Here is a 14,754-nt window from a genome sequence, read left to right as displayed (position 1 = left end):
GTTTGCAGCGTGCCTGCGTCCACCGCAATGCCATGGGTCCAATCAAGCCCTGCACTCTGCGCCAGGCGGTGGGGGGGCAGCAGGCCTGCAGCCACCACCACTTCGTCCGCCGCAAAACGCCGCCCGCTGGTGGTGGTGACGCGGTAGCGCGAGCCCACGCGTTCCACCTGCTCCACCTGCAGACCGCCTTCAAAGCGGATGGACAGGTCTTTCCAGGCGTCCAGCAGCTGCGGGCCCGCCTGCTGGTCGTGCCAGCGCGCCAGTGGTTCGGTGGCCGTGTCCAGCAGCGTGATGTGGTGGCCGCCCAGTGCCAGGTCGTTGGCCAGCTCACTGCCGACCAGGCCCGCGCCGATGATGAGCACGTCCTTGGGCTGGTCGCCCAGGTGCTGGCGCAGGCGCTGGTAGGCGTCCAGGTGGTTGATGCGCCAGCACAGGCTGGCGGGCAAGCCCGGAGGCAAGGCGGCCTGCGCACCGTGGGCCAGCACCAGGTGGCCGTAGCGCAGCACGCCCCGCGTGGTGCGCAATTGGCGGGTGTCGGCGCAGATGCGCACGGCATGGGTGTGGGCCAGCAGGGTGACGCCCAGGCGGTGCGCCGCATCGCGACCGGTTTCGGACACCAGGGCCAGCGGGTCCAGCTGGCGCGCCATGGCCACCGACAGCAAAGGCTTGTCGTACCGGTCGCCCGCGCAGGCCGTCACCAGGGTGATGGGCAGCGTGGCGCTGTGTTGGTGCAGGGTTTCGGCCAGTTGCCAGCCTGCACGGCCCGCGCCGACGATGACCACGCCCGGCTCGCCACGCACGCGCAGGGAGGCGGCTGGCGCTGCGCTGGCCTGCGCCCGCAGCGCCTCCAGCGTGGGGGCTTCGTACGGTGAAAAATCGGCCTTGGTCACGCCGCACAGCGGGCAGGCCCAGTCGTCCGGTATGTCCGCCAGCCGCGTGCCCGGCGGCAGGCCGCCATCGGGGTCGCCGTCGGCCTCGTGGTAGACGTAGCCGCAGGCATTGCAGATGTAGCTTTGCCAGGGCGCCTGGGTGGCCGCGTCGGCAAACGCATCGCACAGCGCCTGCGATGCCGCGCTCAACACGAACTCGGAGGCAACCGACGGCGTGGTGGCGGTGGGGAGGGCGGGCGTCATGCAGGCATCTCCTCGGTGCTGAGCCGGGCGATCTCCTTGCGCAGGTGCTTGATGGCGGGCGTGACGATGGCCACAAAGTGCGACTCGCGCACGCGCCGCTGCACGTCCGAGCTCATCAGGTAGCCGCGCGCACCCTGGTGCATCAGGGCCGACTGGGCGGCGCGCAGGCACAGCTCCGCGCCGTGGACACGGGCGTCCAGCACATCAATGAAGAAATCAGTGCTTGTGTCGAACGGCGTCTGGGCCAGTTGCATGACGCGTGCGGTCAGTGCATCCAGTTCGGCCTGCAGGGCGTCGGGCCGGTCTTCCAGGAACTGGTTGACGTGGCCCAGTTGGGCCTCAACCGCCCACATCGAGTCGATGGCGCCCTGGGTGATGCCCACCGCCATGCCACATTGCAGCATCACGAACGCAGCGCGGATGCGGGCGATGAAAGGCCGGGTAGGGTCGGCCATGGTGTCGGCCGTGCCGATGAAATGGTCCTTGAGCCGCAGTGCATAGGTGCCCGTGCCCTCCATGGCGGAGAAGCTGGGGCATTCGCGCATCTCCACGCCCGGTGCGTCGCAGCGCAGCAGGAACATCACCTCGCGCTGGCTGGCCGCACCGTCGGCCTCCACCACCGCCGCAATCGCGCCGCAGTAGTGGTCGGGCCCCAGGTTGCTCACCCAGGGCAGGGTGCCGTTGACGAGGTAGCCGCCCTCCACCGGCGTGGCCTTGAGCAGCAGGCTTTCGATCTGCGCGTAGCTCTTCATGGGGTTGGACAGCGCCGTGCCGCCCATGCCTGCGCCGCTGGCGTGGCGCTGCAGCACATCGCCCATCAGCGTGGGGTTGCCCGACTGCTGCAGGTACAGCCCACACACCGCCTGGCACCACATCATGAAGCCGGTAGCGCCGCACACGCGCGAGGCCTCGGCCATGGCGCGGATGGCCAGGCCGTAGTCGGCCGGGCCCGCCGTGCTGTCCAGGTGCGCGCTCATCGCGCCCACGGCGGCCAGCTGCTGCAGCTCGGCGCAGGGGTAGTAGCCGGTGCGGTCAATCGCCTCCACCTGCGCGGCCAGCGGGCCCTGGGCGATCTGGCGCACAGCGGCCAGCAGCGCATCGCCCCGCAGGGCGCCGTCCAGGTGGAGTTGGGGAGGGAGGTCGGCGGGGTTCATGGGGCTCCTTGGGTGCGCGAGGCGGGCTCGGTTGCGGGGCTATTTAGTCCGCGAGGCTGATCTCGAACGGAATGGGGTTGCGCATGCTGTTGGCCACGGGCGAGTAGAAGTTGGCGTGCTTCACGATCTCGTCCAGCACCTCGCGCGGCGCATCCCCCTCCACCAGCACCTTCACGCGGATCGCCTGAAAGCCCATCTCCGGCGGCGTCTTTTGCAGTGCACCACCCGCACCCCAGGCGGCGGGGTTGCCGATGTCGCCTTCCATGAAGACCTCGATCTTGCTGAGCTTGACCTGCTTCCAGGTGGCGACAGCCGTGATGCCCACAGCCAGGCAGCCGCCCAGGCCCGACAGCACGATCTCGCCGGGAGCGGGTGCCGTGTCCTGACCGAACAGGTGCAGGGGCTCATCCACCACCACCGGCGCATGGTTGCCCACATAGCTCAGCGAGCGGTACTGGCCCTCCATCACCGTATGGACCTTGTTGGTACCCCGGCTGGCAGGGTTGTTGCGGCCCTTGTCGGCAAAGGCCATCAGCCCGTCGCGGTCGATGGGGCGCAGGTGCGTGTGCACGGTGGTGACGGGGGCAGAGGGTTCCAGCAGATCGGTGGACATGGTGTTCCTTGAAGAAAGAGAAGGGAATGCAAAAAAAAGAAGGACAGGGTTCGCAGCGGGCTACGCCCGCTGCAACAACGCACGGGGCTCAGGCCGCCAGTGCCAGCGCAGGCTTTTTGGGGAACTTGACCAGCGGCAGCCCGCTTTCGATCGGCAGCTTGTCGTCGCGCGACCATTCGTTCCACGAGCCGAAGTACATGCGCACATCGGCAAAGCCCGCCTGCTTGAGCGCCAGGAAGGTGTTGGACGCGCGTGCGCCCTTGAAGCAATACAGGTACACCGTGTCCGCCGGGCTGATGCCCGCCGTGGCGCATTCGGCGCGCACTTCGTCGGGTGACTTGAAGACCGGGCCCTGGGGCGAGGGCTTCATGAAGCGGTACCACTCCAGCCACTTGGCGCCGGGCAGGCGGCCCTTGCGTGGCGCAAAGTCCTTGCCATAAGGGCTGGAGCTGTCGCCAATCCACTCGTCCACATCGCGCACGTCCAGCAGCACGGTGTCGGTGCCCAGGGCTTCGATCACATCCTCCTTGGTCAGCATCACATCGGTGGTGGCCAGCTGGGTGGGGAAGATGGCGGGCGTGGGCACCACGGCCTCGGTGGAGACGGGCAGCTCTGCCGCCTTCCAGGCCGAGTAACCGCCATTCAATACCTTGACCTTGGGGTAGCCCAGCCAGGTCAGCAGGTAGTAGCCCCGGCAGGACTGGCCGTAACCGCTGTTGAGCGCGTCTTCATAGAACACGGCCGTCTCGGCACCCGACAGGCCGATGGCGCCCAGGTGCGCGGCAAAGGTGTCTTTCAGCTCCTGCAGGCCTTGGGGCGTGGAGGTGGCGAGATACGTGAATGTCTCGCGCAGGTTCACCGCGCCGGGGATGTGCCCCAGGGCGTAGGTGTCGGCGTCGCGGGTGTCGATCAGCACCACAGGCTCTGCGGCTTGCAGGGCCTGCAACTGGGTGGGCGAGATGAGGACGGCGTCGGAGGCGGAAGCGGTGCTCATGGGAAACCTTTCGATGCGGAGGAGGGCGGAATGCCTACCCTCCTTATCGCAACAGGTGTGCCAGAGCGGTCGGATACAAAGAAATTTGAATGAAATTGGCCGCTAGCGCTTATCTGTAAAGCGCAAACAGCTATTTATTTAATAGCGTTATTGTCCCCGCGCTGACCGCAGAGCAGCCTGTTCAACGCAGCCGTTGAACACTGTGTCTACAAATTGTCGACACAGTGTTAGGCGTCACTTCAATCCCGCTTTGCGCAGCCGGTAAGCGAACTGCCGCAGCGTCAGCCCCAGGCTCTGCGCAGCGCGCGACTGGTTGCCGTGGTACTCGGCCAGCGCCGCCTGCAGCACCTGCACGCTGTGGGATTGGGCCGGGGTGTAGTCGCGCACCAGCGGCGCTGCGGCGGCCAAGGATGGCCCCGACACGATCTGCTGTGCAGACGGCGGCGAGGGCGACGACGGCGCAGCCGCTGCGGGCAGAAACCGGTCCAGCTCAGCCCGCGTTACCAGCGTGTCATTGGCCAGCAGCACCAGCCGCTCGATCACGTTGCCCAGCTCCCGGATGTTGCCGGGCCAGGGGTGTTCTTCCAACCGCGCCAGCGCGTCGGGCGCCAGGTTCACGTTGCGCTGGTGCGCCTGGTTGGCGCGGCTCACAAAGTGCAGGGCCAGCGCGCGGATGTCTTCGCGCCGCTCGGCCAGCGAGGGCAGGCGGATGGGGATCACGTTCAGGCGGTAGTACAGGTCCTGCCGGAAATGGCCAGCCTCGACCTCCTGCGCCAGGTCGCGGTTGGTGGCCGCCACCAGGCGCACATTGACCTTGACCTCGCGCTGCCCGCCCAGGCGCACCAGCGTGCCTTCTTGCAGCGTGCGCAGCAGCTTGGACTGCATGGCCAGCGGCAGCTCGCCGATCTCGTCCAGAAAAATGGTGCCGCTGTCCGCCTGCTCGAACCATCCGGCGCGCGCGGTGCTGGCGCCGGTGAACGCACCTTTTTCGTAGCCAAACAGTTCGGATTCGAACAGCGCCTCCGGGATGGCCGAGCAGTTGACCTTGATGAAGGGCCGGTCGCGCCGCCCGCTCGCCAGGTGCACGGCGCGCGCAAACAGCTCCTTGCCCGTGCCCGACTGGCCGAGCAGCAGCACGGTGGCCTGGGTCTGCGAGACGCGCTCCAGCTCGCTCAAGGCCTGCAGCAGCGGTGGCGAGCTGCCAATGAGCCCGTAGCGCGCGCTCTTGGTGTTGAGCGCATTGGCCAGCACGGCGTTGCGCGCCTCCAGTTGGCGCGTTTGGTCCGCCACCAGCGCTTCCAGCTGCAGCAGCTGCCCCACCAGGGTGGCCAGCACGCGCAGCACGGCCAGGTCGTCGTTCAGGTGGCGCTGGCGGCTGCGGATGCGGTGGCATGCCAGCACGCCGATGGGCACGTTGTTGACCTCGATGGGCAGCGCGATGAAGGCCACCGTCTCGGGCGGCAGTTGGCTGCGCGGCACCACGCGGCCCAGAAACAGCGGTTCGGCATCGATGTCCTGCACGATGGCCGGCTGCCCGGTGGCCAGCACGCGGCCGGTGACGCCCTCGCCCCAGGCATAGCGGCCCCGCGCCACCTCGGCCTGGGTGAGGCCGTAGGCGTGCTGGACGGAGGCGGTGCGTGGCGCTCCCGCCTCGGCAGCTTGCCCTCCATCCATGAGCACGATGCGCCCCCGGTTCAGGCCCAGCAGCTCGCTCATCAGGTGCAGCATCTCGCGCAGGACCAGGCCGGGCGCCAGGCTGCGGCCGATCAGGCGCATCACCTCGCGCATCAGCAGAAGCTCCTGCGCGTGCCAGTCGGTGGCCGGGCTGTGCGGGGCGGTGGGGGGCGTCTTGGCGTGCATGCCGGGACGTCGCAAGTTTTGCGCCCGGTTTGCGTTCCGTTGCGTTCGGTTTGCGCCGGGGGCCTGCGCCGCGCGGGCCTCAGCCCCTAACGGTTGCTGCCCGTGGGCACGGGGGGCAGGGCCTTCAGGTAGAGGTACAGGGCGTGCGCGTCGGTCTCGCTGAGGGATTGCAGCGAACTGAACGGCATGACCGTGCTGACGGGCGAACCGTCCGGGCGTTTGCCGGTGGCCAGCATTTGTCGGAACTGCTGCGCACTGGCATAGCGGTGCATGGCGCCGTCTACGGCCGCGGTGAGGTTGGAGGCCGCGGGCCAGTCCGGTGGCGCGCCCGGAATCTTGCCGCCCGCCAGCTTGGCACCGTGGCAGCCCATGCACATGTTGGCCACGTAGGCGCCGTGCTCCGCACTCACTGTCTCGGTCACCGGTGTCTGCGACGGCAAGGTGTGGTCGATCTTCTCGTAGGCGTCTTGAACAACGCCCGCCGCATAGAGCAGCTTGACCAGCAGCGGGAGCCGCACTTCGCCGGGCTCGCCGGCCACTGCAGGCAACTGCTGCACATAGGCCACCAGCGCCGCGAGGTCATCGTCGGTGAGGCGGTTGTAGTCTTCACTGGGCATGATGAGGGCCGGGCGACCATCCCGCTTGATGCCGTGGCGCACCACACGGTCCCAGTCCGCACCTGCATAGCCCGCCACCACGCCGTATGCGCCCGGCGTCAGGTTGGGGCCGCGGACCCGCAGTCCGTTCGCGTCGTCAATGAACGTGCGGCCCGCGCCGTTCGCGCCGTGGCAGTCCACGCAGCCCCGCGAAGCGAACAGGTAGCGGCCGCGCTCAATACTGGCGGCATCCGCCCGCGCCGGCACCGCGGGCACGTCCAGCACCAACTGGCGCTGCATCTTGCGTTCGGCCCACAGTGCCCCCAACGCGGTCGTCGCCGCCACCACGGCCGCCAATATGGCGCCCGCCGACAGCGTGCGTCGCAGTGCGCGGCTCACAGTGCGTCTCCCAGCGCGGCAGCCTGGGCGACCGGGCGCGGGGCCCGCCTGGTGCGCAGCCGCGCCTTGAGCAGTTCGCGCGCCATCTTCAGCTTCAGGCGCAGCCGCGGCCGGTGTCCCCATGCGCTGGTTTCGTGCGTGTGCATGGTGCGCCAGGCACCGGGGTCGATCTGCCGGGTTTGCGCGCCGATTTCAAAGGCAAAGCCCGAGGGCGTCTCGCCGTAGAACGAGAAGGTGCCGTCCGGGTCCGGATGCTGGCCCAGGCCGAGGTCGATGGGCACCGAAAGGGCCTCGGCCCGTTCGAACGCGCGCCCCACGTCACGCAGACTGCGCGCCTGCAGCATGAAGTGGTGGATGCGGTGCGAGGAGGGCAGGTCGAACAACGCCAGCGAGTGGTGGCGCTGGTTGCAGTGCAGGAAGGTGCCGCGCAGGTGCACCGGCCCGACCTGCGTGGCCAGCCGCTCTGTCACGCCAAAGCCGAGCAGGTCGGTGTAGAAGGCCTCCATGGCGGGCAGGTCCTGGGTCGCGAGGACCACGTGGCCCAGGCCCAGCGCGCCCGTTTCAAACCCGTCGGGAAACGCCGTGCTGGCGAAGGGCGTGGGCGCCTGCTCCAGGCCCGCGCACAGCTCCACACGGCCTTGCGCCGGATCGCGCAGCCACCACAGCTGTTGCACCGCGCGCTCGCGGCACAGCGCGGCGTCGGCCTGTACCACCGCGTGGCCGGCGGCCTGCAAGCGGTGTACCAGTTGCGCTAGATGGGCCTCGGTGGCGCATTCCAGGCCCAGCGCGAGAAGATCGTCGGCGGCGCCGGGCAGCGCCACCAGCCGCTGGCGTGCCCCGTCCACTCGCCAGCCCGTGCCGCCGCCCGGGTGCGCTATCGGCTCGGGCAGGCCCAGCATTTCTTGCATGAAGCGGTGCCATCGGACAGGCTTGCGGACCTCAAACACCAGGTACGCGAGGCGGAGGGGAGGGGACATGGGGTTATCCTTCAGAATTGATTGATCCAATGAAAATTGAATAGACTATTCAAAAATGAATTCTGAATCAATTTACGGGGCGCCGTCAATGCCTCCGTTGCCGCAGCCGTTGGCGCGTTTTCTGTTGCCGGGCGAAGGCGAGCGTCCGTCCAAGCGCGACCGCACGCGGCGGCAGCTGCTGCACGCCACGGTGGAGGTGGTGGCTTCGCGGGGCGTGGCGGGGACCAGCATCCAGGAGATCGCGCGCGTGGCCGGCATGGCGCCGGGCACGGTGTACAACCACTTCAGCACGCGCGAAGAGATCTTTGAAGCGCTGGCTGTCGCACTCTCCACCACGCTCAACGAGCGGGTGGTGCAGAGCTACCAGCACATCGAGGACGGCGCGCAGCGCATGAGCATTGGCATGCGGCGCTTCCTTTGGCTGGCCGAGGAAAGCGCGCCCTGGGCCCTGCTGCTCATCCAGCTGGCAAGCGCTTATCCAGAAGCCATTGAACTGATCAAGCCCTATTCGCGTGCCGACCTGCGGATGGCCCAGGCGCAAGGCCGCTTTCACGTGGCGGACGAGGAGGCCGCGATCGACATGGTGTTCGGCACCTGCATGCGGGCGCAGGCGCGCATCGCGCAGGGCGAAGTGCCGGATTCCGCCGCGTATGTGCAGGCCCTGTTGCAGATGGTGCTGCGCGGGCTGGGCATGTCGCCCGCCGATGCCGCTGAGGTCATGGCGCGCCCCTTGCCGCCCTTTGCCACGCACGCGCCGACAGAAGCTGCCCCCGCGCCGCGCCGCGCGGGGGCACGGGCCGGCAGGGCCCCGGGATCCTCGGCATGAACCACCGCGCCGTGTGCATCTGCGGGCCGGGGCGGGTAGCTATCGTTTTGGTAGGTCGGGTTAGCGCAGCGTAACCCGACGCAGCCTCAACCATCCTCCCGGATCTGCCGCCCCGTGAGCTTGAGGAAGAGGTCTTCCAGGTTGGCCGGCCGGTGCAGCGTGCGCAGGTGCGGGTGCTGGCCCAAAGCCCGCAGCAGGGGCTGGGCGTCTTGCGTGTAGAAGAACACCGTTTCACCGCTGATCTCCACCCGCGCAGCCAGCGGGCGCAGGGCAGCGTCTTCCGCCAGGGCCACGGCGCCCATGCCGAACACCTCCACCACATCCGGCTCCAGGTGCTGGGCAATCAGCTCGCGCGGGCGGCCCTCGGCGATCTTCTTGCCGTGGTCCAGCACCAGCAGGCGCGAGCACAGGCGCTCGGCCTCGTCCATGAAGTGGGTGGTGAGCAAGATCGACTTGCCCTGCTGCAGCAGCAACTGCAGCCGCTCCCACATCAGGTGGCGGGCCTGCGGGTCCAGGCCGGTGGTGGGTTCGTCCAGCAGCAGCAGGCGCGGGTTGTTGACCAAAGCGCGGGCCAGCGACAGGCGCCGCTTCATGCCGCCCGAGAGCTCGCCGGGCTTGGCGTCGGCCTTGTGGGTGAGCGCCGCGAACTCCAGCAGCTGGGGCACGCGCTCGTCCATCACCGAGCCCTGGAGGCCGAAGTAGCGGCCGAACACGCGCAGGTTTTCGGCGCAGGTGAAGTCCGGGTCCAAGGTGTCGAACTGCGTGACCACGCCCAGCTGTGCCTTGATGGCGAGCGCGTCGCGCGGCATGTGCAGCGGTGCAGCCGCACCCGGCGGGTGGAAGTGCACGGCGCCGCCGTCGGGCACCGTGAGGCCCAGGCACATGCGGATGGTGGTGGTCTTGCCCGCACCGTTGGGGCCGATGACACCCAGGCACTCGCCGGGGGCGATGGAAAACGAAACGTCGTCGACAACGGTGGTCCCGCCGTAGCTTTTGCGCAGGTTCAGCGCTTCAAAAAGTGCGGTCATGGGCTGATTGTGTGCCATGGCGGTGCGGCACGGCGCGTGCGGGCGCGCAAGGCGGGGGCAGCGGGGCTCGGGCCTGCGCCGGGACGCGAGGGCTTTGTGGCTGGAGGTCTGGATGAAAACGGCCGTTGGCGCTTGTGCAGAAAGCGCTGATAGCTATCAAATATGTAGCATTTGATGCCCGTGGAGAGGCTTGCCCAGGGCAGCCTCAGGTGGCCGAGATCAGCCGCCCCCGGCCCTGCGTTTTCGCGTTGTAGAGCGCCTCGTCGGCCCGGGTCATCAACGCGGCCAGCGACGATTCGCCGGGCCGCAACTGCGCCATGCCCGCGCTGTAGTCCAGGATGAAGCCCAGTTCGGCGGCGCTCGCGTCGAGCAGGCGCTGGCGCAGCCGCTTGTCGAAGGCGCTGCCTGCGGGCGTGCCGTTGTGCAGCAGCAGCACGCCGAACTCCTCGCCGCCCAGGCGGGCGATGATGTCCCCGGTGCGGCACGTGTCGGTCAGCAGCCGCGCAAACAGCTGCAGGGCGCGGTCGCCCATGTCGTGCCCGTGGGAGTCATTGATCTGCTTGAAATGGTCCAGGTCCAGCATCAGGGCCGTCACTGGCAGGCGATGGCGCCATGCGTGCGAGAGCAGGGTTTCGCCCTGGGTGTCGAAGCCGCGGCGGTTGAGCAGGCCCGTGAGGCCGTCGGTCATGGCCAGGGCGTGCAGCTTCTGTTCGGCTTCCGCGCGCCAAGCCACCAGCACCGCCACCGTGCCCAGCACCAGACTCACGTTGGTGGCCACCGCTGCCGCCAGATTGACGGGGTGCGGCGTGCGAAAGGTGGGGTACTGGTCGGTGAAGGCGCCCAGCAGGCCGCGCGCCAGGGTGAAGCAGGCCGACGTGAGCAGGCAGCCCAGCAGCAGGGCGCGCCAGCGGCCGTCGGACGGAGTCACCGGGTGCATCGTGGCGCGGGCCACGATGCACAGGATGGCCGCCTGCAGTCCGTTGGCCCAACCCACCCGCCAGGCGTAGTGGTCGAATCCGAGCGTGTAGCCCAGCGGCATCGCGACCACCAGCACCAGCAGCGTGCGCCGCAGCGGCCGCGGGCCCAGCCACTCCTCCAGCGCACGGTACAGCGCCCACTGCGCGGTCGCCTGGCAGACCATCGCGACGGTCGACAGGGCCTGGTCCCACAGCGAGGACGACGCGATGATGGCCGACCAGCCCACCGCTTGCAGCAACAGGCTTGCCTGCACGTTGCGGGCCGCGCGGCTCACGTCCCGGCCCATGATCAGCGGCAGGGCGGCCGAGATCATGAACAGGTTCGCTGCCATGACGGTCATGAGCGTGAAAAAGTCCAAGGGCATGAATGGAGCGGGGCGGGGAAAGTACCAGTGCGTGGGGAGGGCGAACGGCGCCGCCGCGCGTCCCCTGGGCCTTTTTCCTTGGGTTCTCTTCGACGGTCTTTTACTGGAACGCAACCTCGGCAAAGCTGCGCAGCTTGCGGCTGTGCAGGCGGTCCACGCCTCCCTTGCGCAAGATCTCGATGGCCCGCATGCCGATGCGCAGGTGCTGGTCCACGCGTTCACGGTAGAAGTGATTGGCCATGCCGGGCAGCTTGATCTCGCCGTGCAGGGGCTTGTCGCTCACGCACAGCAGGGTGCCGTAGGGCACGCGAAAGCGGAAGCCGTTGGCGGCGATGGTGGCGCTTTCCATGTCCAGCGCCACGGCGCGGCTCTGGCTGAAGCGGCGCTGGGGCATGTTGTCGGGCAGCAGCTCCCAGTTGCGGTTGTCGGTGCTGGCCACGGTGCCGGTGCGCATGAAGCGCTTGAGGTCGGCCTCGGGCACCTGGGTCACGTCGGCCACGGCCTGCTGCAGCGCGAGCTGGATCTCGGCCAGGGCCGGGATGGGCACCCACAGCGGAAGTTCTTCGTCCAGCACATGGTCCTCGCGCACATAGGCGTGGGCCAGCACGTAGTCGCCCAGCTGCTGGCTGTTGCGCAGGCCCGCGCAGTGGCCCAGCATCATCCAGGCGTGGGGGCGCAGCACGGCGATGTGGTCGGTGATCGTCTTGGCGTTGGACGGGCCCACGCCAATGTTCACCATGCTGATGCCGCTATGGTCCTTGCGCACCAGGTGGTAGGCCGGCATCTGCGGCAGGCGCGGCGGGGCCACGCCCAGCTCGTCGTTGGCCTCGGCCGGCAGGCCGGTGCGGCGCGTGATCACGTTGCCGGGTTCGATGAAGGCGATGTATTCGCTGTCCGGCTTGGCCATCTCGGCGTGGCCCAGGCGCACGAATTCGTCGATGTAGAACTGGTAGTTGGTGAACAGCACGAAGTTCTGGAACCACTCGGGCGCCGTGCTGGTGTAGTGGCGCAGGCGGTGCAGCGAGTAGTCCACGCGCGGCGCGGTGAACAGCGACAGCGGCTGCGCTTCGCCGGGGCGCGCCTGCCAGGTGCCGTTGGCGATGCCATCGTCCATGGCGGCCAGGTCGGGCAGGTCGAACACATCGCGCATCAGCATGCGGCGCTCGGGGCTTAGCGTGCCTTCGATGTGGTCGTGCTCGGCAAACGAAAAATGGATCGGAATGGGGTGCGCGCTGGTGCCCACTTCGAGCTCGACGTTGTGGCTGGCGCGCAGCAGGCGGAACTGCTCCAGGTAATAGCGCGCGAACAGGTCGGGCCGGGTGAGCGTGGTCTCGTAGCGGCCCGGCCCTTCCACGAAGCCGTAGGCCAGCTTGGTGTCGGCCCGCGCGACGGTGGTGGTGTGCACGCGCACGAAGGGGTAGAACGCCCGCACGGCGCTCGCCGGAGTCTCGCCCGCCACGAAGCGCTGCATGGCGTCGCGCAGGTGGCCGATCTGTTGCTGGTAGATGCGCTGCACCTGGGCCAGGGCATCGGCGGGGTCGGTATGGCGGGTGGGTGCGATGAAATCAGGGATGAGGGGCATGGCGCTATTGTCCACAAGCCTGCGGTGGCCGTTATGACGGTCGCTCACGCCGGTCTCTCGCGCATCCAGCGCAGGACTTCCTGCGCATCCTGCGGCTTGGCCACCACGTACCCCTGGATGAAATGACAGCCCAGGCGCTGCAGGAGATCCACCTGCTCCCGCGTTTCCACCCCCTCTGCCACCGTCTGGATCTGCAGGCTGCGGGCCATCTGGATGATCGCCGTCACAATGGCCACGTCGTCCGCGTTGCCCGGGGTGTCCGCCACGAATGACCGGTCGATCTTGAGCTTGTCGATGGGGTAGCGCTTGAGATAGGCCAGCGAGGAATACCCCGTGCCGAAGTCATCGATGGAGATGCCGATGCCCAGCGCCTTTAGCGCGTTGAGCGTCTCCAGGGTCTGGCCGCTCTGGTGCATGAGCACCGACTCGGTGAGCTCGACCTCCAGGTATTGCGGCGCCAAACCGGTTTCCTGCAGCACCGCGGCGATTTCGCCCGCCACGTCCCGCTGGCGGAACTCCAGGGCCGAGAGGTTGACCGCCACCGGCACGCGGGCCAGGCCCTGGTCCTGCCAAGCCTTGAGCTGGCGGCAGGCTTCGCGCAGCACCCAGCGGCCGATGGGCGTGATGAGGCCGCGCGATTCGCAAAACGGGATGAACTCGGCGGGCCCCACCAGCCCCCGCTCGGGATGGCGCCAGCGCACCAGCGCTTCAAACCCTTGCAGCGCCCCGTCTTGCAGCCGCATCTGCGGCTGGAAATGCAGCACGAAGCCGTTGTGGGCGATGGCCTCGCGCAGCAGACGCTCGTGCTGCAGCACGTCCATGGCGCTGGCCTCCATGCCGGGGTCGTAGAACTGGCGGTGGCCGCGGCCGTTGTCCTTGGCGTGGTGCATGGCGGCGTCGGCGCAGCGCAGCAGGGCATCCGCGGTGGCCGCGTGCTCAGGGAACAGCGCGATGCCGATGGAGGGCGAGATGGTCAGCGGCAACGCATCCACGGTGAATGCGCCGTGCATCGCGTGCAGCAGCTTGTCGGCCACGGTGGCGGCGTCATGGCCCCCCTGCACGTCGGTCAGCACCACCACGAACTCATCGCTGCCCAGGCGCGCCACCACGTCGGCGTCACGCACACCCTGGCGCAGCCGCTCGGCCACCTGACACAGCAGCTGGTCACCCGCGTGGTGTCCCAGCGAATCGTTCACGGTCTTGAAGTGGTCGAGGTTCACGAACAGCACCGCCGCCTGGCCGTGCCGGCGGCGCGCCAGCGAGAGCACCTGTGACAGCTGCTCCATCAGGAAGTGCCGGTTGGGCAGCTGCGTGAGCGGGTCGTGCAGCGCAATGAACGCCTCGCGCTGCTGGGCCTGCTTGCGGGCCGTGATGTCCCGCACCACCACGATCCGGTAGTCCGCGTGGTTCATGGGCATGGTCTTGCCCACCACTTCGACGGGAATCGTGTGGCCGTCCTTGTGGCGGATCGTGACCTCGTAGGGATCCTCGCGTCCGCTGCGGGTGTAGTCCAGCGCCACGGCCCGCCATTCGGGGCTGATGAAGTTGAAGATCGACAGGCCAACCACTTCCGGCAGCGCAAACCCTGTGAGCCGGGTCAGCGCCTCGTTGCCATCGGTGATGAGGCCGTCACGGTGGAACACGATGGCTTCATCCGTGGCCTCGGTGAACTTGCGCATGCGCTCTTCGCTCTGGCGCACCTGCCGTTCCGAGCGCCAGCGCTCGGTGATGTCGGTGATCAGCACGAATGCGCCCAGCTGCAGCGAAGCGGCGCCAAAGTGCGGAATCAGGTTGACCTCGATCACCCGCGCCTCGCCATTGGGCAAGGTCTGCTCGCGGGTGTACTTCACGTGTTCGCCGCGCACGCAGCGCTGCACGTGGGGTTCGATCGCGTGCCACGCCTTCTCGCCAATGGCTTCCTTCACCGTCAAGCCCTGGATGGACTCGGTGCTGTGGCCGTTGTAGGCGGCATACCCTTGGTTGGCGAACTGGCAGCGCAGCCCTGGCAGGTCGTAGTAGGCGATCAGCGCCGGTACCGAGTCCGCGATCAGCCGCAGCAGCGCATCGCTGGTGCCGCGCGGCTCAGGGTTTGGGAGGGCGGTGGAAAGTTCTTGCATGGCAGGGAACGGGACCATTTCGTTATAGCCGATGCACCTGACGCGAGCCTTGGGGTTAGTCAGCATGGTGTTGCCCGGCAAGAGGGAATGCCTTGGGCTCCTTCTTCTGTCACCATGCGGTCCTGGTGCGAGC

The 14,754-nt window shown here is 68.2% G+C and carries 12 protein-coding genes; 1 reads left to right on the top strand and 11 read right to left on the bottom strand.

What is annotated here, in order from left to right; translation table 11 throughout:
• The 7 genes from MRY84_RS18705 to MRY84_RS18675 form a co-directional block, all read right to left on the bottom strand.
• Positions 1-1,133, bottom strand: a 1,133-nt coding sequence (locus MRY84_RS18705) for an FAD-dependent oxidoreductase (protein WP_291507201.1), incomplete at its 3' end; no start/stop codon positions are given.
• Positions 1,130-2,287: an acyl-CoA dehydrogenase family protein gene (locus MRY84_RS18700; protein ID WP_291507200.1), complete on the bottom strand. Its 1,158-nt coding sequence runs from the start codon at positions 2,285-2,287 to the stop codon at positions 1,130-1,132. The genes MRY84_RS18705 and MRY84_RS18700, both read right to left, overlap by 4 nt.
• 43 nt (positions 2,288-2,330) lie before the next feature.
• Entirely contained in the window at positions 2,331-2,900 is a 570-nt protein-coding gene (locus tag MRY84_RS18695) for an OsmC family protein (protein ID WP_291507199.1), read from the bottom strand.
• 88 nt (positions 2,901-2,988) lie between these two features.
• Complete coding sequence (locus MRY84_RS18690; protein WP_291507198.1) at positions 2,989-3,894, bottom strand: sulfurtransferase; 906 nt, start codon at positions 3,892-3,894, stop codon at positions 2,989-2,991.
• A gap of 234 nt (positions 3,895-4,128) precedes the next feature.
• Positions 4,129-5,754, bottom strand: coding sequence for a sigma 54-interacting transcriptional regulator (locus MRY84_RS18685; protein WP_291507197.1), 1,626 nt, complete (start codon positions 5,752-5,754; stop codon positions 4,129-4,131).
• Positions 5,755-5,840: 86 nt separating this feature from the next.
• Positions 5,841-6,749: a cytochrome c gene (locus MRY84_RS18680; protein ID WP_291507196.1), complete on the bottom strand. Its 909-nt coding sequence runs from the start codon at positions 6,747-6,749 to the stop codon at positions 5,841-5,843.
• Positions 6,746-7,726, bottom strand: coding sequence for a VOC family protein (locus tag MRY84_RS18675; protein WP_291507195.1), 981 nt, complete (start codon positions 7,724-7,726; stop codon positions 6,746-6,748). The genes MRY84_RS18680 and MRY84_RS18675 overlap by 4 nt, the downstream gene beginning before the upstream one ends.
• Positions 7,727-7,814: 88 nt before the next feature.
• Here MRY84_RS18675 and MRY84_RS18670 point away from each other — a divergent pair, with 88 nt between their 5' ends.
• Entirely contained in the window at positions 7,815-8,552 is a 738-nt protein-coding gene (locus tag MRY84_RS18670) for a TetR/AcrR family transcriptional regulator (RefSeq protein WP_291507194.1), read from the top strand.
• Positions 8,553-8,638: 86 nt separating this feature from the next.
• Here the strand turns inward: MRY84_RS18670 and MRY84_RS18665 are convergent, their stop codons facing one another.
• The 4 genes from MRY84_RS18665 to MRY84_RS18650 form a co-directional block, all read right to left on the bottom strand.
• Positions 8,639-9,580 carry an ATP-binding cassette domain-containing protein gene (locus tag MRY84_RS18665; protein ID WP_291507193.1) on the bottom strand — a complete coding sequence of 314 codons (942 nt, stop codon included), beginning with the start codon at positions 9,578-9,580 and terminating at the stop codon, positions 8,639-8,641.
• 205 nt (positions 9,581-9,785) lie between these two features.
• Positions 9,786-10,922, bottom strand: a complete 1,137-nt coding sequence (locus MRY84_RS18660) for a GGDEF domain-containing protein (RefSeq protein ID WP_291507192.1) — start codon at positions 10,920-10,922, stop codon at positions 9,786-9,788.
• A gap of 100 nt (positions 10,923-11,022) precedes the next feature.
• Positions 11,023-12,504, bottom strand: coding sequence for an AMP nucleosidase (locus MRY84_RS18655; protein ID WP_291507191.1), 1,482 nt, complete (start codon positions 12,502-12,504; stop codon positions 11,023-11,025).
• Between the two features lie 44 nt (positions 12,505-12,548).
• Complete coding sequence (locus MRY84_RS18650; protein ID WP_291507190.1) at positions 12,549-14,621, bottom strand: GGDEF and EAL domain-containing protein; 2,073 nt, start codon at positions 14,619-14,621, stop codon at positions 12,549-12,551.
• Between the last annotated feature and the right edge of the window lie 133 nt (positions 14,622-14,754).

Origin of the sequence: Acidovorax sp., from assembly GCF_022763525.1 — a bacterium.
Classification (GTDB): Bacteria; Pseudomonadota; Gammaproteobacteria; order Burkholderiales; family Burkholderiaceae_C; genus Acidovorax.
This window is presented reverse-complemented; position numbering and strand designations above follow the sequence as displayed.

Bases quoted from the DNA above. Each gene is read 5' to 3' on its own strand.
- MRY84_RS18700 (WP_291507200.1), bottom strand. From the start codon at position 2,287: ATGAACCCCGCCGACCTCCCTCCCCAACTCCACCTGGACGGCGCCCTG.
- MRY84_RS18695 (WP_291507199.1), bottom strand. From the start codon at position 2,900: ATGTCCACCGATCTGCTGGAACCCTCTGCCCCCGTCACCACCGTGCAC.
- MRY84_RS18690 (WP_291507198.1), bottom strand. From the start codon at position 3,894: ATGAGCACCGCTTCCGCCTCCGACGCCGTCCTCATCTCGCCCACCCAG.
- MRY84_RS18685 (WP_291507197.1), bottom strand. From the start codon at position 5,754: ATGCACGCCAAGACGCCCCCCACCGCCCCGCACAGCCCGGCCACCGAC.
- MRY84_RS18675 (WP_291507195.1), bottom strand. From the start codon at position 7,726: ATGTCCCCTCCCCTCCGCCTCGCGTACCTGGTGTTTGAGGTCCGCAAG.
- MRY84_RS18670 (WP_291507194.1), top strand. From the start codon at position 7,815: ATGCCTCCGTTGCCGCAGCCGTTGGCGCGTTTTCTGTTGCCGGGCGAA.
- MRY84_RS18665 (WP_291507193.1), bottom strand. From the start codon at position 9,580: ATGACCGCACTTTTTGAAGCGCTGAACCTGCGCAAAAGCTACGGCGGG.
- MRY84_RS18660 (WP_291507192.1), bottom strand. From the start codon at position 10,922: ATGCCCTTGGACTTTTTCACGCTCATGACCGTCATGGCAGCGAACCTG.
- MRY84_RS18655 (WP_291507191.1), bottom strand. From the start codon at position 12,504: ATGCCCCTCATCCCTGATTTCATCGCACCCACCCGCCATACCGACCCC.
- MRY84_RS18650 (WP_291507190.1), bottom strand. From the start codon at position 14,621: ATGCAAGAACTTTCCACCGCCCTCCCAAACCCTGAGCCGCGCGGCACC.